Below are 21,505 nucleotides of genomic sequence, written 5' to 3' on the forward strand. Positions count from 1 at the left end.
AGGGCGACCGAGGGCAGGCCCACCGCGACGACCACCGCGACCGGCAACCGCACGCCGTCCACCGCCACGCCCGCCACCAGCAGCGCGGCCGGGTAGGCCAGGCGCAGCCACCTGCGCTGCCAGGCCGAGGTCCAGGTCACCGCGCCGCCCGTCACGCCGGTCACCGCGGTCGCGGCGCCGAACAGGGTGGTGGACAGCCCCACCCCCTCGCCGGGCAGGTCCAGCAGCAGGCAGGCCAACCCGACCAGGCCGAGCACGGCGCTGATGAACAGCACCGGCACCGCCAACCACGTGATCAGCCGCAACGGGCTCCCGGTCACGCACAGCACCGGCACAGTGTGGGGTCGAAACGCCGCCGGTGCAGCAGGCGTGCCCCCACGGGGCCGTGCCCGTGCGCCCAGTGGTCGCAGCCGATCGGCGAGTGGTAGTGAGCTCGGCCACGGAACAGGGCGGGCGCCGGGTGCGTTGCAGCAGGTGTCAGCAGATCTGGCAGACTGTCAGGTCGAGTCCGGCTCCGGTTCACCCCCGCGTTCACCTCCGCGGAGGACCCGGCGGCCACCCCAGCAGAACAGGACAAGACGTTGAAGACTGGCATTCACCCCGAGTACGTGACGACCGAGGTCACCTGCGGCTGCGGCAACACCTTCACCACCCGCAGCACCAAGTCCTCCGGCACGATCCACGTCGAGGTCTGCTCCAACTGCCACCCGTTCTACACCGGCAAGCAGAAGATCCTCGACACCGGTGGTCGGGTCGCGCGCTTCGAGGCCCGCTACGGCAAGCGCGCCAAGTAGCTGCTCCGACGGCGTCCACCCAGCGCGGCTGGGTGGGCGCCGTTTGTCGTCTCCAGACCCCTCCTAGCCCCGGAGCACCACCGTGACCGCGCCACTGGACACCCTGCTCGCCGAGCACGCCGAGCTGGAGGCCAAGCTCGCCGACCCGTCGGTCCACGCCGACCAGGCGGGGGCGCGCAAGCTGGGCAAGCGCTACGCCGAGCTGACCCCGATCGTGCGCACCGCCCGCGAGCTGGAGCAGGTGCGCGACGACCTGGAGGCGGCCCGCGAGCTGGCCGCCGAGGACCCGGCGTTCGCGGCCGAGGCCGAGGAGCTGGCCGCGCGCGTGCCCGCGCTGGAGGAGAAGCTCACCGAGCTGCTGCTGCCCCGCGACCCGCACGACTCCGCCGACGTGGTGCTGGAGATCAAGTCCGGCGAGGGCGGCGAGGAGTCCGCGCTGTTCGCGGGCGACCTGCTGCGGATGTACCTGCGCTACGCCGAGCGGCAGGGCTGGAAGGCCGAGGTGCTCGACGGCACCGACTCCGACCTGGGCGGGTTCAAGGACGTCACGGTGGCCATCAAGGGCCGAGGCGACTCACCCGACGGGGTGTGGTCGCGGCTGAAGTACGAGGGCGGCGTGCACCGCGTGCAGCGGGTGCCGGTGACCGAGTCCCAGGGCCGCATCCACACCTCGGCGGCGGGCGTGCTGGTGTTCCCGGAGACCGAGGACGTCGAGGTCGAGATCGACGAGAACGACCTGCGGGTGGACGTGTTCCGGTCCTCCGGCAAGGGCGGGCAGAGCGTGAACACCACCGACTCGGCGGTGCGGATCACCCACCTGCCGACCGGCATCGTGGTCTCCTGCCAGAACGAGCGCTCGCAGCTGCAGAACAAGGCCCGCGCGATGCAGGTGCTCCAGGCCAGGCTGACCGCGCTGGCCGAGGAGAAGGCCCAGCAGGAGGCCTCCGACGCGCGGCGCACGCAGATCCGGACGGTGGACCGGTCCGAGCGGGTGCGCACCTACAACTTCCCCGAGTCGCGCATCTCCGACCACCGGGTCGGCTACAAGGCGCACAACCTGGACCAGGTCCTCGACGGCGACCTCGACGCCGTCCTCGACGCCCTCGCCGCCGCCGACCGCGCCGCCCGCCTCTCCGCCTCCTGACCCCGCACGCCCACCCCGCGGTACCTGAGCGTTCGACTCGCGGGGTGGTGGGGTAGATCGTCCGCTTGTGGACGCAGGGTGGACCTCGCACCATGGAGGGGTAGGACTCCCGCTCGCTCGGGCGGGTGACACACGCCGAGGGGGCGCGATGGCGGACATCCTGGTCAACCCGCAGAGCGCGCCGCTGGACGCCGAGCTGTCCATCGTGGTCACCGGGCTGACCCCCGACCAGGCCGTCACGATCCGCCTGACCACCGGCGACTGGGCCGCTGAGGCGGTGTTCGCCGCCGACGAGCGCGGCGTGGTCGACGTGACCCGGCACGCGCCCCTGGAGGGCAGCTACCAGGGCGTCGACCCGATGGGCCTGTTCTGGTCGGCGGAGCGGACCGGCGACGAACCGGGACCGACCCTGCTGGAGGTCGCGGGCGTGGGCAAGGTCGAGCTGGACCGGCGAACCGTGCCCAGGGGCGTGCGGAGGACCGAAGTCCGCGACAACGGCCTGGTCGGCGTGCTGTTCGAACCGGACGACGACGACACCCACCCCGGCGTGGTGGTGCTGAGCGGCTCCGAGGGCGGGTTGCACGAGCTCGACGCCGCGCTGCTGGCCGGGCACGGGTTCGCGGCGCTGGCGCTGGCCTACTTCGGTGCTCCGGGCGTGCCCGACGACCTGGTCGACATCCCGCTGGAGTACTTCGGCGCGGGCATCGAGCACCTCAAGGGGCGCGCGGGCGAGGTCGGGGTCATCGGCAGGTCGCGCGGCGGTGAGCTGGCGCTGCTGGTCGGGGCGACGTTCCCGCAGGTCCGGGCCGTGGTCAGCGTGGTCGGCAGCGGCGTGGTCACCCAGGGCATCGCGCCGGGCCGCAGGCTGCTGCAGAAGCTGGACGGCGAGGCCGCGTCGTGGACGTGGCAGGGCCGCCCGCTGCCGTACCTGCCCTACTCGCTCCCGGACGAGCTGCGGGCGCGGGTGGTCAACGGCGACCCGGTGCCGCTGGGGCTGGCGTTCGACCTCACCGACGGCATCCCGGAGGAGACCGAGATCCCGGTGGAGCGGATCAACGGGGGTGTGTTGCTGCTCTCATCCGGGCGGGACGCGAGCTGGCCCTGCGTGGAGCTGAGCGAGGTCGCCGAGCGCCGGTTGGCCGCGCACGATCACCCGTTCCGGTACGAGCACGTGGTGTACCCGGAAGCGGGACACCTGATCGCGGGCCCGCCGCACCGGCCGACCACCGACCTGGTGATCCCCGGCCCCGACGTGCCCTTCCTCGTGGGCGGTGCGCCCGCCGCGACGGCGGCGGCGCGGGCGGACGCGTGGCGACGGGCCATCGAGTTCTTCTCCGAACAGCTGGGGACCTAGTGTTGTGCGCATGAGCGCACACTTTGACGTCGTGGTCCTCGGTGCGGGGCCAGGCGGGTACGTCGCCGCGATCCGCGCGGCCCAGCTCGGGCTGAAGACGGCGGTCGTCGAGGAGCGTTACTGGGGCGGGGTCTGCCTGAACGTGGGCTGCATCCCGTCCAAGGCGCTCCTGCGCAACGCCGAGCTGGCGCACCTGTTCACCCACGAGCAGAAGACCTTCGGCATCCAGGTCGACGGCACGGTCCGGTTCGACTACAGCGCGGCCTTCCAGCGCAGCCGCAAGGTCGCCGACGGGCGCGTCAAGGGCGTGCACTTCCTGATGAAGAAGAACGGCATCACGGAGTACAACGGCTTCGGCACGTTCACCGACGCCAACACCATCCAGGTCGGCGACGAGACCATCACCTTCGACCACGCCATCATCGCCGCGGGCGCCAAGACCCGCCTGCTGCCCGGCACGAAGCTGTCCGACCGCGTGGTGACCTACGAGGAGCAGATCCTCTCGGAGGAGCTGCCGGAGAGCATCGTCATCGCGGGCGCGGGCGCGATCGGCGTCGAGTTCGGCTACGTGCTGCACAACTACGGCGTCAAGGTGACCATCGTCGAGTTCCTCGACCGGATGGTGCCGCTGGAGGACGTCGAGGTCTCCACCGAGCTGGCCAAGCGCTACAAGCGGCTGGGCATCGAGGTGCGCACCTCCACGCGCGTGGAGTCCATCGACGACAGCGGCGAGAAGGTCCGCGTCACCGTCTCCAAGGACGGCGAGCAGGAGGTCCTGGAGGCCGACAAGGTCATGCAGGCCATCGGTTTCCAGCCGCGGGTGGAGGGCTACGGCCTGGAGAACACCGGCGTGGAGCTGACCGAGCGCGGCGCCATCGCGGTGGACAACCGCGGCCGGACCACCGTGCCGCACATCTTCGCCATCGGCGACGTGACCGCGAAGCTGATGCTGGCCCACGCGGCGGAGTCGATGGGCATCGTGGCGGCGGAGACCATCGCGGGCGCGGAGACCATGGAGCTGGACTTCGCGATGATCCCGAGGGCGACCTTCTGCCAGCCGCAGATCGCCAGCTTCGGCTGGACCGAGGAGCAGGCGCGGGAGAAGGGCTACGACGTCCAGGTGGCGAAGTTCCCGTTCACCGCCAACGGCAAGGCGCACGGCCTGGCCGACCCGAGCGGTTTCGTGAAGCTGATCAGCGACGCCAAGTACGGCGAGCTGCTGGGCGCGCACATGATCGGCCCGGACGTCACCGAGCTGCTGCCGGAGCTGACCCTGGCGCAGCAGTGGGACCTCACGGTGCACGAGGTGGCGCGCAACGTGCACGCCCACCCCACGCTGAGCGAGGCGGTCAAGGAGGCCGTGCACGGCCTGGCCGGTCACATGATCAACTTCTGACGCACCGGCAAGTACTACCCGTGTGCCCTCGTCGAGCGCGTAACTACTACCCGGCCCGGTGTGCCGCGAGCCGGGTAGTAGTCAGCGGCCCGTTCCGGTGGGCCGGGTAGTACTTGCAGGCGGTTAGAGTTCGGGGCATGAGCAGACATCCGCTGCGCCCGGCCGTGCTGGAAGCCGAGCGCGTGCTGGCCGCGGCGGGTGTGGACAGCCCGAGGGTGGACGCCGAGCTGCTGGCCGCCCACGTGCTCGGCGTGCCGAGGTCGCGGCTGCCGCTGGTGGGCCAGGTCGACCCGCCGGTGGTGGAGGCGCTGCGCGAGCTGGTGCGCAGGCGGGCCGAGCGGGTCCCGCTGCAGCACCTCACCGGCTCGGTGCACCTGGGCGGGGTCGACCTGCTGGTCGGCCCCGGCGTGTTCGTGCCGCGCCCGGAGACCGAGCTGCTGCTGGAGTGGGCGCTGTCCGCCGTGGACGGCGTGCCGGAGCCGGTGGTGGTCGACCTGTGCACCGGGTCGGGGGCGCTGGCGCTGGCCCTGGCGCACCGCCGCCGCGACGCCGTGGTGCACGCGGTCGAGCGCGACCCGGTGGCGCTGGGGTGGACGCGCCGCAACGCCGAGGCCCGCGCGGCGGCGGGCGACCCCCCGATCACCCTGCACGAGGGCGACGTCACCTCATCGGGTGTGCTGTCCGACTTGGACGGGCGAGTGCACCTGGTGGTGTGCAACCCGCCGTACGTGCCGGACGACACGCCGGTGCAGCCCGAGGTGGCCGAGCACGACCCCCGCCAGGCGGTGTTCGGCGGGCCGGACGGGCTGGACGTGATCCGCCACGTGGTCGGCCTGGCGGCGCGCCTGCTGCGGCCAGGCGGCCACGTCGGGATCGAGCACGACGACACCCAGGGCGAGTCCGTCCCGGCCCTGCTGGCAGCCCACCCGGACCTGGACGACGCCGCCGACCACCGCGACCTCGCGGGCCGCCCCCGCTTCGCCACCGCCCGCAGGCGCTAGCTCCGCCCACGGGTAGTGGTCAGCGGCCCTCGTGGGCGTGCCGGGTGGTACTTGCAGACGCTGGGGGCTAGGCGAACAGGGCCTGCACCTTCTCGGCCAGCTCGACCGCGCTGGTGGCCGTGGCGAGACCACCGGTGAGCCGCTGGGAGAGCCGGTCCAGCAGGCGCTGGGCGCGCGGCGGGCTGGGCCGCGGCTCGGCCAGTTCGGCGTCGAGGTCGTCGAGGGTGTCCAGGGCCGACTCGCGGCCGGGCGTGCCCTCCGGGTTCGCCGCCACCTCGGCGCGCAGCGCGGCCAGCAGGGCCCGCGCCTCGGCGAGGGCGTCGGCGCGCGGACCGGTGACGACGTCGCCGGTGGTGTTGTGGTCGCCGATGACGAAGTTGCCGGTCGCGTCGCCGCCGACCTGGATGCCGTGGTCGTTCACCGCACCGCCCCTCACCCGTTCGGGCGGGCCGTCGCCGAGACGTTCCCGCTCCTGTTGTGGTCGCCGACGAACACGTTGCCGGTGACCGAGCCCTCGATGTGCACGTTCTTGCTGAACACCTGGTTGGCCTGGGCCATGAACTCGGTGACCGCGATGCCCCGCTCCTCCAGGAACCGGCCGATCGACCGGAGCAGGCGGGCCTCCATGAGCTTGATGTAGCGCTCCAGGTCGGTGCGCTGGAAGTAGTCCTGCACGTCGTCGGCCGCGCCCATCTCCCGCAGGCTGCGCAGCGCGCCGTACCGCTCGGCCCGGACCTGGCCGCGCTGCTCGCGGATGGGCAGGATCGGCATCGTCGCGTGCCACAGCCGCCCGAAGAACGTCACCGGCAGGCGCGCCAGCACCCCCAGCGTCCGCACCACCGGCCACCACGGCGTGCGCGACATGCGGTCGATGGCCCGGTACCCGTCCTTGACCGGCAGCAGCACGCAGGGCGTCCACTCGACGTAGAGCATCCGCTCGTCCGAGCCCAGGTGCAGGTAGGACGACACCACCAGGTCCAGGTCCCAGGTCTGGACCTGGAAGCACCGGAAGTACCGCATCCACTCCAGCGGACCCGCCAGCACCCGGTCGGCGACCTCCCTGGGCAGGGTGCGGTTCGGCCTGCCGCGCGGGTCCGGCAGCACGGCCGCGGCCTCCGGTTCGCCGACGCGCGCCACCAGGTCGTCCGCGGGCACCACCACCCGCTCCACGGCGGTCAGCCCGCTGAGCCGGTTGCTCGGCGAGAGCGCGGCGGAGCGCCCCAGCGACAGCAGGTCGTGCTGCACCGCGTCGTACAGCTCGGCCAGGGTGAACGGGGTGACGGCCCGCTCCGGGTCCTTCGGGTCCAGGGGGAAGGCCAGCGACCACGGCTGGTAGCTCAGCCCGGCGCCCACGAACGGGTCGTAGCCGCGGTAGACGGTGGTCACCGGCCCGGCGCCCGCCGAGGCGTCCCCGCCGTCCCAGGCGGCCAGCTCGGCCTCGTGGGCGCGGTGGCCCAGGCTGCGCACCCGCCGCTCGCCCAGCCACCGGTCGGTGGTGGTGGGGGCCCGGAACCGGTCGCGGCGGAAGCTCGTGGTCAGCATCGACCACACCGCCAGCCGGTCCAGCAGGACCACCAGGACGATCAGCGGCGCGATCAGGAACGGAACCACCGGGACGGGCTCGGGGTCCTCCTCGTACCGGGAGTCGTACCGGGAACCGCTGTCGAACAGCGATTCACCGGTCGTGTACATGACGATTTGGACGAGCAGGTATAAGGCGGCCACCACCAAACCCACGAAGAGCGCGGGCGGAGCGCTTTTCGCCTGCGGATTTCGAGGGTCGCTCGGCTTGGCCAGCCGGGCGCCCCACCGGGGCAACGCCGCGATCACCGCGATCACCGCCCACCACAGGGTCGTCAGCGGCGCGGCGAAGGCGAACAGCAGCACCAGCACGCACAGCACGGCGTCGCGCGTCCTGCGCCTGGTCCGGGCCGCCACCGCCTCGCGCAGCACCGCGCCGCCGTCCACCCCCGGCGACGGGGCGAATGCCCTGGTCGGCTCGGTCAGGAATTCGCGGATGGCGTCGTCGGCGAATTTGCGGTCCAGGTGCGCCGCCGCGCACAGGTACCGGGTCACCCCGTCTTTTTCGGGCATTCGGTCATCCACTCCCCGCGGCCGGGAACGCGATACCCCGCATTCTGGACGGCACGGGCGGGGAGCGGTCCCGAATGTCCTGGGCCGATCGAGTGGACTTCGGGTGAGGCGGAGGCCGTCGGAGGCCGCCGGACGGGCTGTGCCAGGATTCGCCGGGTGAGTACGGTCTACGACTGCGGGGTCCAGGAAGATCGGACGGCCGGCCTCGCCGCCGCTGCGGCTGCGGTCCGCTCCGGACGGCTCGTGGTGCTGCCCACCGACACGGTCTACGGCATCGGCTGCGACGCCTTCGACGCCGCCGCGGTGCGCTCGCTGCTGGCCGCCAAGGGGCGCGGCCCGGACATGCCGGTGCCGGTGCTGGTCGGCTCCTGGACGACCATCGACGGCCTGGTCCTCTCGGTGCCCAGGCAGGCCCGCGCGCTGATCGAGGCGTTCTGGCCGGGCGGGCTGTCCCTGGTGCTGCCGCACGCGCCGTCGCTGGCCTGGGACCTCGGGCAGACCCGCGGCACGGTGATGCTGCGGATGCCGCTGCACCCGGTGGCCCTGGAGCTGCTGCGCGACGTCGGCCCGATGGCCGTCTCCAGCGCCAACAAGTCCGGCTTCCCGCCCGCGGGCACCGCGGCCGAGGCCGTGGAGCAGCTCGGCGAGGACGTCGCGGTCTACCTCGACGGCGGTCCCGCGACGGAGAACGTCGCCTCCACCATCGTCGACCTGACCGGCCCGGACGCGGTGGTGCTGCGCGAGGGCGCGGTGCCGGTCGCGGAGGTCTCCAAGGCGCTGGGCGTCGAAGTCGAGGTCGCCCGCTAGTGGATCTTCGACGACGGGGTAGCGTGGTGCTCCTCCCAGTGTTCCCACCCCCACCTCCGAGGGGCTAGCTCCAGTGGGCCAGTTGCCTGCCTCCTCCGCCGTGCTCCCCGTCCGGGAGTACCTCCTCGTCGCGCTGACCGCCGCGGTGGTGACGTTCCTGCTCGTCGGGCTCGTCCGCCTGCTGGCCTTCCGCATCGGCGCGGTCGCCTACCCCCGGCAACGCGACGTGCACGTCAAGCCCATGCCCCGGATGGGTGGTCTGGCGATGTACGGCGGCGTGCTGGGCGGGATGCTGCTGGCGCACCAGCTGCCGGTGCTGCGCTCGGCCTTCGACTTCTCCAACGACCCGTACGCGGTGATGGTCGGCGGCGGGGTCATCGTGCTGGTCGGCGTCCTGGACGACCGGTTCGAGCTGGACTCGCTGACCAAGCTGGCGGGCCAGGTGACCGCCGCGGGCATCCTGGTGCTGTTCGGCCTGCAGTGGCTGTTCTTCTGGGTGCCGTGGGGCGCGGACAAGGGCGCGCTGCTGGCGCTGGACCAGAACCAGGGCGCGGTGCTGAGCGTGCTGCTCGCGGTCACCATGATCAACGCGATGAACTTCGTGGACGGCCTGGACGGCCTGGCGGCGGGCATCGGGCTCATCGCCGCGGCGGCCACCTGCGCGTTCTGCATCGGCGTGCTGGCCAAGAACCAGGGCGACGTGGGCTCGTACCCGCCCGCGCTGATCGCCGCCACGCTGGCGGGCGCGTGCCTGGGCTTCCTGCCGCACAACTTCAACCCGGCCCGGATCTTCATGGGCGACTCCGGGTCGATGCTGATCGGCCTGATGCTGGCCGCGGCCACCACCTCGGCCTCGGGCAAGCTCAACTACGACAGCCTCGGCGCCACCGACGTGCTGGGCCTGCTGTCCCCGCTGCTGGTGGTGGCGGCGGTGCTGTTCGTGCCGCTGCTGGACCTGCTGATGGCGGTGGTCCGGCGCACCAGGCGCGGGGAGAGCCCGTTCTCGGCGGACAAGATGCACCTGCACCACCGCCTGCTGGAGATCGGCCACTCGCAGCGGCGGGCCGTGCTGCTGATCTACCTGTGGGCGGGTGTGCTGGCCTTCAGCGCGGTCGCGCTGACCGTGTTCGACGTGGTCGTGGTGGTGTGGTGCCTGGGCATCGGGCTGCTGCTGGCGTTCTTCGTCTCGGCCGTGCCCCGGCTGCGCGAGGCGCGGCGGTAGCGGCGACCCCCGCCTCCGCTGCCAAGCGCTGCCACCCGCTGCCACCCGGTGGCTGGTTGGTCGGGGCGACCAGCGACAATGGACCCGTGACTCGAACCCTCGACGCCGCCGACGTGACGCGCAAGGCGTTGCGCCAGTCCCTCCTCGTGCTGGTGCCGGTGGTGGTGATCGCGGCCGTCGTCGGCTGGTTCACCTCCGGCGCGGCCGGGGTGTGGGGCGCGCTGCTCGGGGGCGCCATCGCGGGCAGCTTCCTGCTCGTCACGCTGCTGTCGGTGCTGCTCACGGTCAAGGCGACGCCGGTGGTGACGGGCGGGGCCATCATGGGCAGCTGGTTGCTCAAAGTGATCATCGTGATCGCCGCTCTAGCCCTGTTGAGGGACTTGACGTTCTACTCCAAGACCGTTTTCGGAGTCGTCGTCCTGGTCTCGATCGTGGTGGTCCTGGCCGCCGAGACGCGGGTGGTGCTCAAGGCGAGGATGCTGTACGTGGACCCCTCCGGCACTGGTCAGAGCGATGCCCGTTAACCCCCGTGTACGGACGTGGGACGACTGGTTGGTAGGGTGCGGGGTAGATGAGTGACAAGTCAGACAAAACACCCCGAAGGGGTGACGGCGCTGTCTGGTCGATCATCGGCACGCTGGTGTCCGGCCCCGCGGTCTGGGGTGGCATCGGCTTTCTCATCGACAGGGCCACCGACAGCCGGGTCTGGACACCGATCGGGCTTGCGGTGGGCTTTGTCACGGGGTTCTACATCGTCTATGTACGCCACGGCCGGGGCTGACGCAGCGCCGACCGCGACTGCAGGGAGAGCACGCTGAACACCTTGGTGCTTGCCGAGGGCGCCGAGTTCCACAAGCCCTCTATCGAAGAGTTCTTCCCTCCTGCCCTGCTGTTCGAAGGTACCCCGTTCGAGGTCGACCGGATCATGCTGATCCGCATCCTCATGACGGTGCTCCTGGCGGCGTTCTTCCTGATCGCGCTGCGCCGTCCGAAGCTGGTGCCGCGGGGTGTGCAGAACCTGGGTGAGCTGGCGCTGGACTTCGTCCGGGTCAACATCGCCGAAGACGTGCTGGGCAAGCAGAACGGCAGGCGGTTCCTGCCGCTGCTGACCACGTTCTTCTTCCTGATCTGGGCGGCCAACCTCTCGGGCGTCATCCCGCTGCTGAACATGCCCGCCACCGCCCGCATCGGCCTGCCCCTGGTCCTGGCGGTCGTCGCGTACCTGGCGTTCAACTACGCGGGCATCAAGGCCCAGGGCGCGGGCCAGTACTTCAAGTCGAACCTGTTCCCGCCCGGCGTGCCCAAGCCGCTGTACATCCTCGTGACGCCGATCGAGTTCGCCTCGACGTTCATCATCCGCCCCGGCACGCTGATGATCCGTCTGATGGCGAACATGCTGGCCGGCCACATGACCCTGGTGCTGTTCTTCAGCGCCGCGTGGTTCCTGATGTTCCAGGCCGGGAACTTCCTGCTGGCGCCCGTGGGGGCGGTGTCCCTGCTGATGGGGCTCGTCTTCACGATCTTCGAGCTGCTGGTGCAGTTCCTCCAGGCCTACATCTTCACCCTGCTCACCGCCGTCTACATCGACGGTGCGCTCCACGCGGAGCACTGAGACCCAGAGTTTTGGGACGACCCGCGCCGGGAGCACCCGGCGCGGGCCAACCGGAAAGGGAACGAACAGAAATGAACCTTGCTGAGGTCGCAGGCAACGTCAACGCCATCGGCTACGGCCTTGCCGCGATTGGCCCCGGCATCGGTGTGGGCATCGTGTCCGGCAAGACCGTCGAGGCGATGGCCCGCCAGCCCGAGCTGTCCGGTCAGCTCCGCACCACCATGATCCTGGGTATCGCGTTCACCGAGGCCCTGGCCCTGATCGGTCTCGTCGCCGGCTTCCTCTTCACCTGATCGACCGAACCCATAAGAGAAGGCGGTGACCACCATGACCGGCCTGATCCTGGCGGCCGAGGGGACTCCGAGTCCCCTCGTCCCGGCCGTCTACGACATCGTTTGGTCCGCGGTCTGCCTGGCGATCATCGGCTTCGTCTTCTGGAAGAAGGTGCTGCCGCTCTTCCAGAAGGTGCTCGCCGAGCGCACCGAGAAGATCGAGGGCGGTATCGCCAGGGCCGAGGCCGCGCAGGCCGAGGCGCAACGGACGCTCGAGCAGTACCGGGAGCAGCTGGCCGAGGCGCGCGCCGAGGCCGCCCGCATCCGCGACGACGCGCGGGCCGAGGGCCAGCAGATCATCGACGAGATGCGGGAGCAGGCCCAGGCCGAGTCCGCGCGGATCGTCGCGCAGGGCCAGCACCAGCTCGACGCGCAGCGCGCCCAGATCGTCGCGGAGCTGCGCGCCGACCTGGGCCGCGTGGCGGTCGAGCTCGCGGGCAAGGTGGTGGGCGAGTCCCTGGAGGACGAGGCCCGGCGCCGCGGCACCGTGGACCGCTTCCTCGACGAGCTGGACGCCACCGCGGCGCCGGCGACCAAGTAGGGACGGTCCATGACGCTGCACGCCGCGAGTCGCGACGCTCTGGCAGCCGCCGAACTGCGGCTGCTGGAGCTGGTCGAGGCCACCGCCAGCGCCGACGCGCTCACCGCGCTCGGTGAAGAGCTGTTCTCCGTGGTCGACCTGCTGAGCGCGCAGCCGCAGCTGCGGCGCGCGTTCGGCGACTCCTCGTCCGACCCGGCCGGGCGCGAGCGGCTGGCTCGCACCCTGCTGGGCGGCAAGGTGTCCGACCCGACGCTGACCGTGCTGGTCAGCGTGGTCACCGCCAAGTGGTCCAGCCCGCGCGAGCTGGTCGACGGCCTGGAGTCGCTGGCCCGCACCGCGCTGCTGGTCCGGGCCGAGCGCGACGGCCGCCTCGACGCGGTCGAGGACGAGCTGTTCCGGCTCGGCCGCATCATCGCGGGCGACACCGACCTGGAGCGGGTGCTGACCGACCCGGCGGGTGACACCGCGGGCAAGCTGGCCCTGCTCGACAGCCTCATCTCGGGCAAGGTCGAGCAGGTCACCCGCGTGCTGGCCACCCAGCTGGTGCGCACCCCGCGCGGGCTGGGCGTGGTGCCGGGCCTGGGCAGGCTGGCCGAGCTGGCCGCCAAGCGCCGGGAACGTTCGGTGGCCCACGTGCGTTCTGCTGTTGAGCTGTCCGTCGAGCAGCAGGACCGCCTGGTCGCCACGTTGACCAGGATCTACTCACGACCGATCGCACTGCACGTCGAGGTGGACCCCTCGTTGGCAGGCGGCCTGCTGATCAAGATCGGCGACGAGGTCATCGACGGCAGCGTGGCGGGTCGGCTGGCGGCCCTCCGCCGCGACCTCGCAGGCTGACCGCAGTTAGCCCCTTTCCCATGAACGAAGTGAGAGCAGGAACGACATGGCGGAGCTGACGATCTCGTCGGACGAGATCCGCAGTGCGATCGAGAAGTACGTCTCGAGCTACTCCCCGGAGGTCAACCGGGAAGAGGTCGGTGTCGTCGCCGAGACCTACGACGGCATCGCCATCGTCGAGGGTCTGCCCGGCACGATGACCAACGAGCTGCTGGAGTTCCCCGGCGGCGTGCTCGGCGTGGCCCTGAACCTGGAGGTCCGCGAGATCGGCGCGGTCATCCTGGGCGACTTCGACCAGATCGAGGAGGGCCAGGAGGTCCGCCGGACCGGCCAGGTGCTCTCCGTGCCGGTCGGCGACGCCTTCCTGGGTCGCGTGGTCAACCCGCTCGGCCAGCCGATCGACGGCCTCGGCGAGATCGCGGCCGAGGGCCAGCGCGCCCTGGAGCTGCAGGCGGCCACCGTGCTGGAGCGCCAGCCGGTGAGCGAGCCGATGCAGACCGGCATCAAGGCCATCGACGCGATGACCCCGATCGGCCGCGGCCAGCGCCAGCTGATCATCGGCGACCGCAAGACCGGCAAGACCGCGGTCTGCGTGGACACGATCATCAACCAGAAGAAGGCCTGGGAGAGCGGCGACCCGAAGCAGCAGGTCCGCTGCGTCTACGTCGCCATCGGCCAGAAGGGCTCCACCATCGCGGGCGTCAAGGCCGCGCTGGAGGAGGCGGGCGCGATGGAGTACACCACCATCGTGGCCGCCCCGGCGTCCGACCCCGCGGGCTTCAAGTGGCTGGCGCCCTACACCGGCTCCGCCATCGGCCAGCACTGGATGTACCAGGGCAAGCACGTCCTGATCATCTTCGACGACCTGACCAAGCAGGCGGAGGCCTACCGCGCCATCTCGCTGCTGCTGCGCCGCCCGCCGGGCCGCGAGGCCTACCCCGGCGACGTCTTCTACTTGCACTCGCGCCTGCTGGAGCGCTGCGCGAAGCTGTCCGACGACATGGGCGGCGGCTCGATGACCGGTCTGCCGATCATCGAGACCAAGGCCAACGACGTGTCGGCCTACATCCCGACCAACGTCATCTCCATCACCGACGGCCAGGTCTTCCTGGAGTCCGACCTGTTCAACGCCGGTGTGCGCCCGGCCATCAACGTGGGCATCTCGGTGTCCCGCGTGGGTGGCGCCGCGCAGATCAAGGCGATGAAGACGGTCGCGGGCTCGCTGCGCCTGGACCTGTCGCAGTTCCGCGAGCTGGAGGCGTTCTCCGCGTTCGCCTCCGACCTCGACGCCGCCTCGCGCGCCCAGCTCGACCGCGGCGCCCGGCTGGTGGAGCTGCTCAAGCAGGCCCAGTACTCGCCGGTGCCGGTCGAGGAGCAGGTCGTCGAGATCTACCTGGGCACCAAGGGCCACCTGGACGACGTGCCGGTCGGCGACGTGCGCCGGTTCCTGGCCGAGTTCAAGGACAGCCTGCGCCGCAACCACGGCGACGTGCTCCAGGGCATCGTGGAGTCCAAGGTCCTGTCCGACGACGCCGAGCGGCGCATCCTGGACGCGGTCGCGGAGTTCAAGAAGCAGTTCACCGCCTCCGGCGCGGCCGCCCCCATCAGCGAGGCACCCGCCGAGCCGATGAGCGCGGACGAGGTCGGGCAGGAGTCGGTGAAGGTCAACCGTCCCGCCCCGAACGAGAAGTGACGTAGGCGATGGCCGCACAGATTCGCGAGCTGCGCCAACGGATCAGGTCGGTCACCTCGACCGGCAAGATCACCAAGGCGTACGAGCTCATCGCCACGTCACGCCTGTCCAGGGCGCAGGGCAGGGTCGCGGCCTCGCGCCCCTACGCCGAGGAGATCACCAGCGTGCTCTCCGCGCTGGCCAGCGCCTCGGCGAACCTGGACCACCCGCTGCTGGAGGCGCGCAAGCAGCCCAAGCGCGCCGCCGTCCTGGTCGTCACCAGCGACAAGGGCATGTGCGGCGCGTACAACGCCAACGTGCTCAAGGCCGCGGAGGAGCTGATCTCGCTGCTCCGCTCCGAGGGCAAGGAGCCGGTGCTGTACGTGACCGGCCGCAAGGGCGTGGGGTACTTCCGCTTCCGCAGGCGCGAGCTGGCGGGCGAGTGGACCGGGTTCTCCCAGACGCCGAACTACCGGGACGCCGTGGCCGCGGGTGACGCCGTGGTCAAGGCGTTCCTGGCCGGTAGCGACGACGAGGGCGACGCCCCCGGCCCCGACGGGGTGCTGGGCGTCGACGAGATCCACGTCGTCTACACCGAGTTCAAGTCCATGCTGAGCCAGCAGCCGGTCGCCAAGCGCATCGCGCCGCTCGGGGTCGAGTACGGCCAGGAGCCCGACGGGGTGGTGCCCGGCTACGAGTTCGAGCCGGACCCGGAGACCCTGCTGGGCGCGCTGCTGCCCAAGTACGTCAACACGCGGCTGTTCTCCGCGCTGCTGGAGTCCGCCGCGTCGGAGTCCGCCGCCCGGCGGACCGCGATGCAGGCCGCGACGGACAACGCCAACGAGCTGGTCCGCACGCTCAGCAGGCAGATGAACGCGGCCCGCCAGGCCCAGATCACCCAGGAGATCAGCGAGATCGTCGGTGGCGCTTCCGCGCTTACCGGTGGCGCAGGAAGTGATGAATGACATGACTGCTACCGCTACTGCCACCACCACCCGCACCGGCCGTGTGGCCAGGGTGATCGGCGCCGTCGTCGACGTGGAGTTCCCGCGCGACGCCGTGCCCGAGCTGTTCAACGCCCTGCACGTCGAGATCACCTACGAAGCGGTGGCCAAGACGCTGACCCTGGAGGTCGCCCAGCACCTGGGCGACAACCTGGTCCGCTGCATCTCGATGCAGCCGACCGACGGCCTGGTCCGCGGCGCCGCCGTCACCGACACCGGCGCGGCGATCTCCGTGCCGGTCGGCGACGTGGTCAAGGGCCACGTGTTCAACGCGCTGGGCGACTGCCTGGACAAGCCGGGTCTCGGCCGCGACGGCGAGCAGTGGGAGATCCACCGCAACCCGCCCGCCTTCGACCAGCTCGAGGGCAAGACCGAGATCCTGGAGACGGGCATCAAGGTCATCGACCTGCTGACCCCGTACGTCAAGGGCGGCAAGATCGGCCTGTTCGGCGGCGCGGGCGTGGGCAAGACGGTGCTCATCCAGGAGATGATCACCCGCATCGCCCGCGAGTTCTCCGGCACCTCGGTGTTCGCCGGCGTCGGCGAGCGCACCCGTGAGGGCACCGACCTCCTGCTGGAGATGGAGGAGATGGGCGTCCTCGGCGACACCGCCCTGGTGTTCGGCCAGATGGACGAGCCGCCGGGCACCCGCATGCGCGTCGCGCTGTCCGCGCTGACGATGGCGGAGTACTTCCGCGACGTGCAGAACCAGGACGTGCTGCTGTTCATCGACAACATCTTCCGGTTCACCCAGGCGGGCTCGGAGGTGTCGACCCTGCTGGGCCGCATGCCCTCCGCCGTGGGCTACCAGCCGACGCTGGCCGACGAGATGGGCGAGCTGCAGGAGCGGATCACCTCGACCCGAGGCAAGTCGATCACCTCGCTGCAGGCGATCTACGTGCCCGCGGACGACTACACCGACCCGGCGCCCGCCACCACCTTCGCCCACCTGGACGCGACGACGGAGCTGTCCCGGCCGATCTCGCAGAAGGGCATCTACCCGGCGGTGGACCCGCTGGCGTCCTCCTCCCGCATCCTGGAGCCGTCGATCGTCGGCGAGGAGCACTACCGGGTGGCGCAGGAGGTCAAGCGGATCCTGCAGAAGTACAAGGAGCTGCAGGACATCATCGCCATCCTGGGCATGGACGAGCTGTCCGAGGAGGACAAGGTCCTCGTCGGCCGCGCCCGTCGCCTGGAGCGCTTCCTGGGCCAGAACTTCATCGTGGCCGAGAAGTTCACCGGCCAGCCCGGTTCGTTCGTGCCGATCAAGGACACGATCGAGGCGTTCGACCGCGTCTGCAAGGGCGAGTTCGACCACTACCCGGAGCAGGCGTTCTTCTCCTGCGGCGGGCTCGACGACGTCGAGGCCAACGCGAAGAAGCTCGCGGGCAAGTGAGCTGATTTCGAAGAGCCGATCCGGAGGGCCGGAAACCCGCGCGCGGGTTTCCGGCCCTCCGGCGTTCACGGGGCCGGTGTCAACGGGGTCAGGGCGCGCCCAGGGCCCGCGAGATGGCCCGGCCGCAGGTGCGCACGGCGGACACGGCGGCGTCGGTGCGCGCCCCGGTCGGCAGGACCACCGACACCGCCGCCACCACCTCGCCGCCCGCGTCGCGCACCGGGGCGGCCACCGAGTAGGTGATCATCTCGATCTGCCGGTCGCTGATGGCGTAGCCGTCCCGCCGGACCTGGGCCAGCGCCTCCCGTAATCGGGCGGGCGCGCAGATCGTGCGGGAGGTGAACCGCCGCAGCGGGCTCGCCAGCGCCAGCTCCTGGACCTGCGCGGGGGCGTGCGCCAGCAGCACCAGGCCGACGCCGGTGGCGTGCAGCGGCAGCCTGCTGCCCGCCCGGCTGACCACGCTGACCGCGTCCCTGGCCGACAGCCGCTCCACGAACACCGCGTCCAGGCCGTCGCGGATGGCCAGCTGCGCGTTGTGCCGCGTCACCTCGACCAGGTCCTCCAGGAACGGCAGGGCGCGCTCGCGCAGGTCCAGGCTGCCCGGCGAGAGCGCCCCCAGCTCCCACAGCCGCAGGCCGATCGAGTACCGGCCGCGCGCGTCGCGGTCGAGGGCGCGCCACTGGAGCAGTTCCCGGACCAGCCGGTGGGTGGTGCTCAGCGGCAGCCCGGACAGCCTGCTCAGCTCGGACAGCGTGGCCGACGGCCGCTGCTCGCTGAACACGCCCAGGAGGGTGAACGCCCGGCCCAGCAGGGACTTCGGCACCGGCATCGGCCCATCTCCCGGTCAGTGGAAACGACTCTGCCGCGCGCAGTGTGACGCACTCCACGCTGGGCGCGGTGCGCGGGCCGAGGGAGGCGCGATGTCGGCTGGTCGGTGGGTGCTGCCGCTGTGCTGGACGGCGGTGCTGCTGGACGGGTTCGACCTGGTGGTGCTGGGCACGGTGCTGCCGGTGCTGCTCCAGGACCGGGTGTGGGGGCTGACCCCGGCGAGCGCGTCGGCGGTGTCCACGGTGGGCCTGGTCGGGATGATGCTGGGCGCGCTGGCCATCGGCACCGTCACCGACGTCATCGGCAGGCGCAGGGCGCTGGTCCTGGCGGTCACCGGTTTCTCCGCGTGCACCCTGCTGTGCGCGTTCGCGCCGTCGGCGCTGGTCTTCGCGGTGCTGCGGTTCCTGGCCGGGCTGGGCCTGGGCGGCTGCCTGCCCACCGCGATCGCGCTGGTCAACGAGTTCACCGGGCCGGGGCGCGGCGGTCGCGCCACCACGTTGATCATGACCGGTTACCACGTGGGCGCGGTGCTCACCGCGCTGCTGGGCATCGTGGTCATCCCGGTGTGGGGCTGGCGGGCGCTGTTCGTCATCGGCGCGGCCCCCGCGCTGGTGCTGGTGCCGCTGATGGCGCGCCGCCTGCCAGAGTCGCGCGGGTTCTCCGGCACGTCCGCGCGGCGGGTGGTCGGCTCGCTGTTCACCCCCGGCCTGCTGCGCGCCACGCTGGCGTTCTGGGTGGCCTCGTTCATGGGCCTGCTGCTGGTCTACGGGCTGAACACGTGGCTGCCGCAGATCATGCGGCAGGCGGGCTACCCGCTGGGCGCGGCGCTGGGCCTGCTGCTGACCCTCAACGTGGGCGCGGTGGTCGGCCTGCTGGTGGCGGGCGCGGTGGCCGACCGGGTGGGCGTGCGGCCCGCGACGCTGGCCTGGTTCACCGGCTCCGCGCTGTTCCTGGCGCTGCTGAGCGTCCGGCTGCCCGGCGCGGGCGTGTACCTGGCGGTGCTGCTGGCGGGCTGCTTCGTGTTCAGCGCCCAGGTGCTGGTCTACGCCTACGTCGGCCGCACCTACGGCGACGGCAACCGGGCCACCGGTCTGGGCTGGACCGCGGGCGTCGGTCGGGTCGGCGCGATCTGCGGTCCCCTGCTGGGTGGCGCGCTGCTGACCGCCGGTCTGGCCCACCCCTGGGGCTTCTACGCCTTCGCGCTGGTAGCGGCGTTGGGCGCGCTGGCGGTCGCGGCGGTGGGCACGCGCACGGGCATCACCCGAGCGGCGCAACGCCGGGTCGAACCCGCTTGAGCCGGGCTGGGGCGGCGCGGTCGCGCGGCGACCGTTTAGACTGCAGTCGACCCCAGCCTGATCGAGGGAGATGCGCGTGGCCGAGATGACCGTCCAGCTGGTCGCCGTGGAACGCCGCCTGTGGTCCGGCACGGCCACCTCGGTGGTCGCGCAGACGACCGAGGGCGAGATCGGCATCCTGCCCGGCCACGAGCCGCTGCTCGGCGAGCTGGTCGAGGGGGGCGTGGTGCGCATCCGCACCACCGACGGCGACCTGGTGGCCGCCGCGGTGCACGGCGGCTTCCTGTCGGTCACCACCGACGGGGTGAGCATCCTCGCCGAGGACGCCGAACTGGCCCACGAGATCGACGTGGAGCAGGCGCGCTCGGCGCTCCAGGACGCCGACGAGGTGGAGCGGGCCAGGGCCAACGCGCGCCTGCGGGCCGCGGGGCAGACGGTCTGACGGCGGACGCGGACGAGCGGGCAGCGCCGTGGGGATCGCCGAAGTAGTCGGGGTGGTCCTGTTCATCGCGGTGGTGGTCCTCGCGTACTTCGCGTGGCGCCGCATCCGCCTGCTGCGCGCCGGGGGCGTGCACGTGGCGCTGCGCTCCCGGTTGGACGAGAGCGGGCGCGGCTGGCACCTGGGCGTGGGCCACTACCGGGGCGACGAGTTCGCCTGGTTCCGGGTGCTGAGCCTGAAGATCGGCCCGGACCGCATGATCCACCGCGACGGGTTCGAGATCGACACCCGCCGCGAGCCCACCGCTCCTGAGGCGTACGCGATGCCCGTGGGCGCCCAGGTGCTGCGTTGCCGCACCGTTGACGGCGAGGTGGAGCTGGCGATGGGCCCGGACGCCCTCACCGGCTTCCTATCCTGGCTCGAATCCGCCCCACCCGGCCGCTCCATCCCCTGGGCCAGCTAAGAACCACCGCGTCGGCAAGTACTACCCGACCCGCCGCAGCGGGCCGTTGACTACTACCCGCCGTGCGTCCCGCAGAGGGCGGGTAGTAGTTACGCGCTCGACGGCGGGGGACGGGTAGTACTTGCCGACGTTGTTAGGGGAGGTGGAGGACGGCGTCGGAGCCTGCGAGGACGTCCCGCTCCAGGGGGAAGTAGTGCCTCGTGGTGTTGTCGGCGCGGGGGCGGGCGTCGGGGATCGCGCTGGTCGGGGTCAGGCTCCAGGTGCTTGCGCGGCGCTGGAGGTAACCCTCGTAGGTGTCCGGCTCGGGTTCGCCCAGCTCGAACGCCTTGCCCCGGCCCAGGCTGCCGACGACGACGCGGTACCGCTCGCCCAGCAGGGACGCCATGACGGCCCCGACGCCGAACCAGGTGACGTCCACGTCCCCCACGCGCATGGCGCCGGGGGTGCGCCGCAGGTGCAGGTTGTGGGCGAAGACCAGGGTCGGGCCCCGCTCGGCCTCGGCCTCCCTGATGTCGAGCAGGTTCCTGGCCATGAGGGCGTCCCTGGTGGCGGTCAGGTCGCGCAGCCGCACCCGCCGGTCCACGCGCTGCGCGCACCGGTGGTGGTAGCGCAGCAGGTCGATCCCGGCGGCGAGGTGCGTCCTGGTCCGGGACCACTCGGCGGGTGAGGTCGCGGCGATCAGCTCCGGGGCCCGCGCGTAGAGCTCGGTGAGCATGTCGTCGGCGATGGCGCGCAGCCGCACGGCCTCGGGCGTGGCGCCGATCGACTCGGCGGGGTCCAGGACCGCCTCGGTGCGGCTCCACCGCTCGTCGTCGCCGAGCAGGCCGGTGAGGTCCAGGTCGAGGCCGAGGTAGTCGCGGGCGCGTTCCAGGTGACGCCGGGGGCTGGGGGCGCTCATGGTCTCGGTGGGGATGTCGAAGCCGTGGAAGGCCAGGCGCTCCCGCGGCGGGAGGTCCGCGTTGTGCTCGCGCATCCAGGCGACCAGTTGCCGGTTGGCCGCGATGCTCCCGAAGTCGTGGGTGAAGCCCTCGGCCATCACCTGGTCGAGGGTTCCCGCGCCCCCTCGGACGTAGTCGTCCACGACCAGCGCGGCGGCGCGGTCGGTCTCCAGGGCGATCGAGCGGAAGCCCTCGGCGGCCAGCTGGGCGAACAGCTCGTTGCGGACCAGGGCGAAGGCCGGTTCCGCGTGGGTCGGCTCGCCCAGTGCCAGCAGGGTGCACGGCGCGGTGGTGAAGTCCCGGATGTCCTGACTCATGGGATTCAACCGTATCGTT

The 21,505-nt window shown here is 71.6% G+C and carries 24 protein-coding genes; 19 read left to right on the forward strand and 5 right to left on the reverse strand.

Annotation, left to right across the window (positions count from 1 at the left end):
* The coding region (locus IEZ00_RS08545; protein ID WP_189222649.1) for a hypothetical protein at positions 1-329 on the reverse strand (329 nt) is incomplete at its 3' end.
* Between the two features lie 252 nt (positions 330-581).
* Between IEZ00_RS08545 and rpmE the strand changes: the two genes are divergently transcribed.
* The 5 genes from rpmE (at position 582) to prmC (ending at position 5,689) form a co-directional block, all read left to right on the forward strand.
* Complete coding sequence (gene rpmE / locus IEZ00_RS08550) at positions 582-794, forward strand: 50S ribosomal protein L31 (RefSeq protein ID WP_189222650.1); 213 nt, start codon at positions 582-584, stop codon at positions 792-794.
* Between the two features lie 82 nt (positions 795-876).
* On the forward strand, positions 877-1,938 hold the full coding sequence (gene prfA, locus IEZ00_RS08555) for a peptide chain release factor 1 (RefSeq protein WP_189222651.1): 1,062 nt from the start codon (positions 877-879) through the stop codon (positions 1,936-1,938).
* A 148-nt stretch (positions 1,939-2,086) separates the two neighbouring features.
* Positions 2,087-3,292 carry an acyl-CoA thioester hydrolase/BAAT C-terminal domain-containing protein gene (locus IEZ00_RS08560; RefSeq protein WP_189222652.1) on the forward strand — a complete coding sequence of 402 codons (1,206 nt, stop codon included), beginning with the start codon at positions 2,087-2,089 and terminating at the stop codon, positions 3,290-3,292.
* Between the two features lie 10 nt (positions 3,293-3,302).
* Positions 3,303-4,688, forward strand: a complete 1,386-nt coding sequence (gene lpdA / locus IEZ00_RS08565) for a dihydrolipoyl dehydrogenase (protein ID WP_189222653.1) — start codon at positions 3,303-3,305, stop codon at positions 4,686-4,688.
* A 137-nt stretch (positions 4,689-4,825) separates the two neighbouring features.
* A complete protein-coding gene (gene prmC / locus IEZ00_RS08570) occupies positions 4,826-5,689 on the forward strand; it encodes a peptide chain release factor N(5)-glutamine methyltransferase (RefSeq protein WP_189222654.1) in 864 nt (287 codons plus the stop codon).
* Positions 5,690-5,756: 67 nt separating this feature from the next.
* Here the strand turns inward: prmC and IEZ00_RS08575 are convergent, their stop codons facing one another.
* Complete coding sequence (locus IEZ00_RS08575; RefSeq protein ID WP_189222655.1) at positions 5,757-6,110, reverse strand: hypothetical protein; 354 nt, start codon at positions 6,108-6,110, stop codon at positions 5,757-5,759.
* An 11-nt stretch (positions 6,111-6,121) separates the two neighbouring features.
* Complete coding sequence (locus tag IEZ00_RS08580; protein WP_189222656.1) at positions 6,122-7,783, reverse strand: AbeC-like domain-containing protein; 1,662 nt, start codon at positions 7,781-7,783, stop codon at positions 6,122-6,124.
* Between the two features lie 156 nt (positions 7,784-7,939).
* On the opposite strand from IEZ00_RS08580, the gene IEZ00_RS08585 reads away from it, so the two are divergent.
* The 11 genes from IEZ00_RS08585 to atpD all read left to right on the forward strand — a co-directional run bounded on the left by IEZ00_RS08585 (position 7,940) and on the right by atpD (position 17,206).
* Positions 7,940-8,590, forward strand: a complete 651-nt coding sequence (locus IEZ00_RS08585) for an L-threonylcarbamoyladenylate synthase (protein ID WP_189222657.1) — start codon at positions 7,940-7,942, stop codon at positions 8,588-8,590.
* A 73-nt stretch (positions 8,591-8,663) separates the two neighbouring features.
* A complete protein-coding gene (locus IEZ00_RS08590; RefSeq protein ID WP_189222658.1) occupies positions 8,664-9,812 on the forward strand; it encodes a glycosyltransferase family 4 protein in 1,149 nt (382 codons plus the stop codon).
* A gap of 86 nt (positions 9,813-9,898) precedes the next feature.
* Positions 9,899-10,336 carry a Cg1360 family ATP-synthase-associated protein gene (locus IEZ00_RS08595; protein ID WP_229795321.1) on the forward strand — a complete coding sequence of 146 codons (438 nt, stop codon included), beginning with the start codon at positions 9,899-9,901 and terminating at the stop codon, positions 10,334-10,336.
* Positions 10,337-10,383: 47 nt separating this feature from the next.
* A complete protein-coding gene (locus IEZ00_RS08600) occupies positions 10,384-10,593 on the forward strand; it encodes a hypothetical protein (RefSeq protein WP_189222659.1) in 210 nt (69 codons plus the stop codon).
* 45 nt (positions 10,594-10,638) lie between these two features.
* Positions 10,639-11,424: a F0F1 ATP synthase subunit A gene (gene atpB, locus IEZ00_RS08605; RefSeq protein ID WP_229795479.1), complete on the forward strand. Its 786-nt coding sequence runs from the start codon at positions 10,639-10,641 to the stop codon at positions 11,422-11,424.
* Positions 11,425-11,495: 71 nt separating this feature from the next.
* Positions 11,496-11,717, forward strand: coding sequence for an ATP synthase F0 subunit C (locus tag IEZ00_RS08610; RefSeq protein ID WP_189222660.1), 222 nt, complete (start codon positions 11,496-11,498; stop codon positions 11,715-11,717).
* 34 nt (positions 11,718-11,751) lie between these two features.
* On the forward strand, positions 11,752-12,297 hold the full coding sequence (locus tag IEZ00_RS08615) for a F0F1 ATP synthase subunit B (RefSeq protein ID WP_189223297.1): 546 nt from the start codon (positions 11,752-11,754) through the stop codon (positions 12,295-12,297).
* 9 nt (positions 12,298-12,306) lie between these two features.
* A complete protein-coding gene (locus IEZ00_RS08620; RefSeq protein ID WP_189222661.1) occupies positions 12,307-13,134 on the forward strand; it encodes a F0F1 ATP synthase subunit delta in 828 nt (275 codons plus the stop codon).
* Positions 13,135-13,180: 46 nt separating this feature from the next.
* A complete protein-coding gene (gene atpA / locus IEZ00_RS08625; RefSeq protein WP_189222662.1) occupies positions 13,181-14,827 on the forward strand; it encodes a F0F1 ATP synthase subunit alpha in 1,647 nt (548 codons plus the stop codon).
* 8 nt (positions 14,828-14,835) lie between these two features.
* Positions 14,836-15,771, forward strand: a complete 936-nt coding sequence (locus tag IEZ00_RS08630) for a F0F1 ATP synthase subunit gamma (protein ID WP_189222663.1) — start codon at positions 14,836-14,838, stop codon at positions 15,769-15,771.
* Position 15,772: 1 nt separating this feature from the next.
* Entirely contained in the window at positions 15,773-17,206 is a 1,434-nt protein-coding gene (gene atpD / locus IEZ00_RS08635) for a F0F1 ATP synthase subunit beta (RefSeq protein ID WP_189222664.1), read from the forward strand.
* Positions 17,207-17,294: 88 nt separating this feature from the next.
* Here atpD and IEZ00_RS08640 read toward each other — a convergent pair whose 3' ends face one another.
* Positions 17,295-18,035 (reverse strand): IclR family transcriptional regulator, encoded by a 741-nt coding sequence (locus IEZ00_RS08640; RefSeq protein WP_189222665.1) that lies wholly within the window; start codon positions 18,033-18,035, stop codon positions 17,295-17,297.
* A 91-nt stretch (positions 18,036-18,126) separates the two neighbouring features.
* Between IEZ00_RS08640 and IEZ00_RS08645 the strand changes: the two genes are divergently transcribed.
* The 3 genes from IEZ00_RS08645 to IEZ00_RS08655 all read left to right on the forward strand — a co-directional run bounded on the left by IEZ00_RS08645 (position 18,127) and on the right by IEZ00_RS08655 (position 20,231).
* Positions 18,127-19,329: an MFS transporter gene (locus IEZ00_RS08645; RefSeq protein WP_189222666.1), complete on the forward strand. Its 1,203-nt coding sequence runs from the start codon at positions 18,127-18,129 to the stop codon at positions 19,327-19,329.
* Positions 19,330-19,405: 76 nt separating this feature from the next.
* Positions 19,406-19,771, forward strand: a complete 366-nt coding sequence (locus IEZ00_RS08650; protein ID WP_189222667.1) for a F0F1 ATP synthase subunit epsilon — start codon at positions 19,406-19,408, stop codon at positions 19,769-19,771.
* Between the two features lie 28 nt (positions 19,772-19,799).
* Positions 19,800-20,231: a DUF2550 domain-containing protein gene (locus tag IEZ00_RS08655; RefSeq protein WP_189222668.1), complete on the forward strand. Its 432-nt coding sequence runs from the start codon at positions 19,800-19,802 to the stop codon at positions 20,229-20,231.
* A gap of 133 nt (positions 20,232-20,364) precedes the next feature.
* Here the strand turns inward: IEZ00_RS08655 and IEZ00_RS08660 are convergent, their stop codons facing one another.
* Positions 20,365-21,486 carry an erythromycin esterase family protein gene (locus IEZ00_RS08660; RefSeq protein WP_189222669.1) on the reverse strand — a complete coding sequence of 374 codons (1,122 nt, stop codon included), beginning with the start codon at positions 21,484-21,486 and terminating at the stop codon, positions 20,365-20,367.
* Positions 21,487-21,505: the final 19 nt, after the last annotated feature.

Origin of the sequence: Saccharothrix coeruleofusca, assembly GCF_014648515.1 — a bacterium.
GTDB lineage: Bacteria > Actinomycetota > Actinomycetes > Mycobacteriales > Pseudonocardiaceae > Actinosynnema > Actinosynnema coeruleofuscum.

Excerpts from the sequence above, each read along its gene's own strand:
- lpdA (WP_189222653.1), top strand. The coding sequence starts at position 3,303 with ATGAGCGCACACTTTGACGTCGTGGTCCTCGGTGCGGGGCCAGGCGGG.
- IEZ00_RS08620 (WP_189222661.1), top strand. The coding sequence starts at position 12,307 with ATGACGCTGCACGCCGCGAGTCGCGACGCTCTGGCAGCCGCCGAACTG.
- atpA (WP_189222662.1), top strand. The coding sequence starts at position 13,181 with ATGGCGGAGCTGACGATCTCGTCGGACGAGATCCGCAGTGCGATCGAG.
- IEZ00_RS08615 (WP_189223297.1), top strand. The coding sequence starts at position 11,752 with ATGACCGGCCTGATCCTGGCGGCCGAGGGGACTCCGAGTCCCCTCGTC.
- IEZ00_RS08630 (WP_189222663.1), top strand. The coding sequence starts at position 14,836 with ATGGCCGCACAGATTCGCGAGCTGCGCCAACGGATCAGGTCGGTCACC.
- IEZ00_RS08610 (WP_189222660.1), top strand. The coding sequence starts at position 11,496 with ATGAACCTTGCTGAGGTCGCAGGCAACGTCAACGCCATCGGCTACGGC.
- IEZ00_RS08660 (WP_189222669.1), bottom strand. The coding sequence starts at position 21,486 with ATGAGTCAGGACATCCGGGACTTCACCACCGCGCCGTGCACCCTGCTG.
- atpD (WP_189222664.1), top strand. The coding sequence starts at position 15,773 with ATGACTGCTACCGCTACTGCCACCACCACCCGCACCGGCCGTGTGGCC.
- IEZ00_RS08645 (WP_189222666.1), top strand. The coding sequence starts at position 18,127 with ATGTCGGCTGGTCGGTGGGTGCTGCCGCTGTGCTGGACGGCGGTGCTG.
- IEZ00_RS08600 (WP_189222659.1), top strand. The coding sequence starts at position 10,384 with ATGAGTGACAAGTCAGACAAAACACCCCGAAGGGGTGACGGCGCTGTC.
- prmC (WP_189222654.1), top strand. The coding sequence starts at position 4,826 with ATGAGCAGACATCCGCTGCGCCCGGCCGTGCTGGAAGCCGAGCGCGTG.
- IEZ00_RS08640 (WP_189222665.1), bottom strand. The coding sequence starts at position 18,035 with ATGCCGGTGCCGAAGTCCCTGCTGGGCCGGGCGTTCACCCTCCTGGGC.
- IEZ00_RS08560 (WP_189222652.1), top strand. The coding sequence starts at position 2,087 with ATGGCGGACATCCTGGTCAACCCGCAGAGCGCGCCGCTGGACGCCGAG.
- IEZ00_RS08580 (WP_189222656.1), bottom strand. The coding sequence starts at position 7,783 with ATGCCCGAAAAAGACGGGGTGACCCGGTACCTGTGCGCGGCGGCGCAC.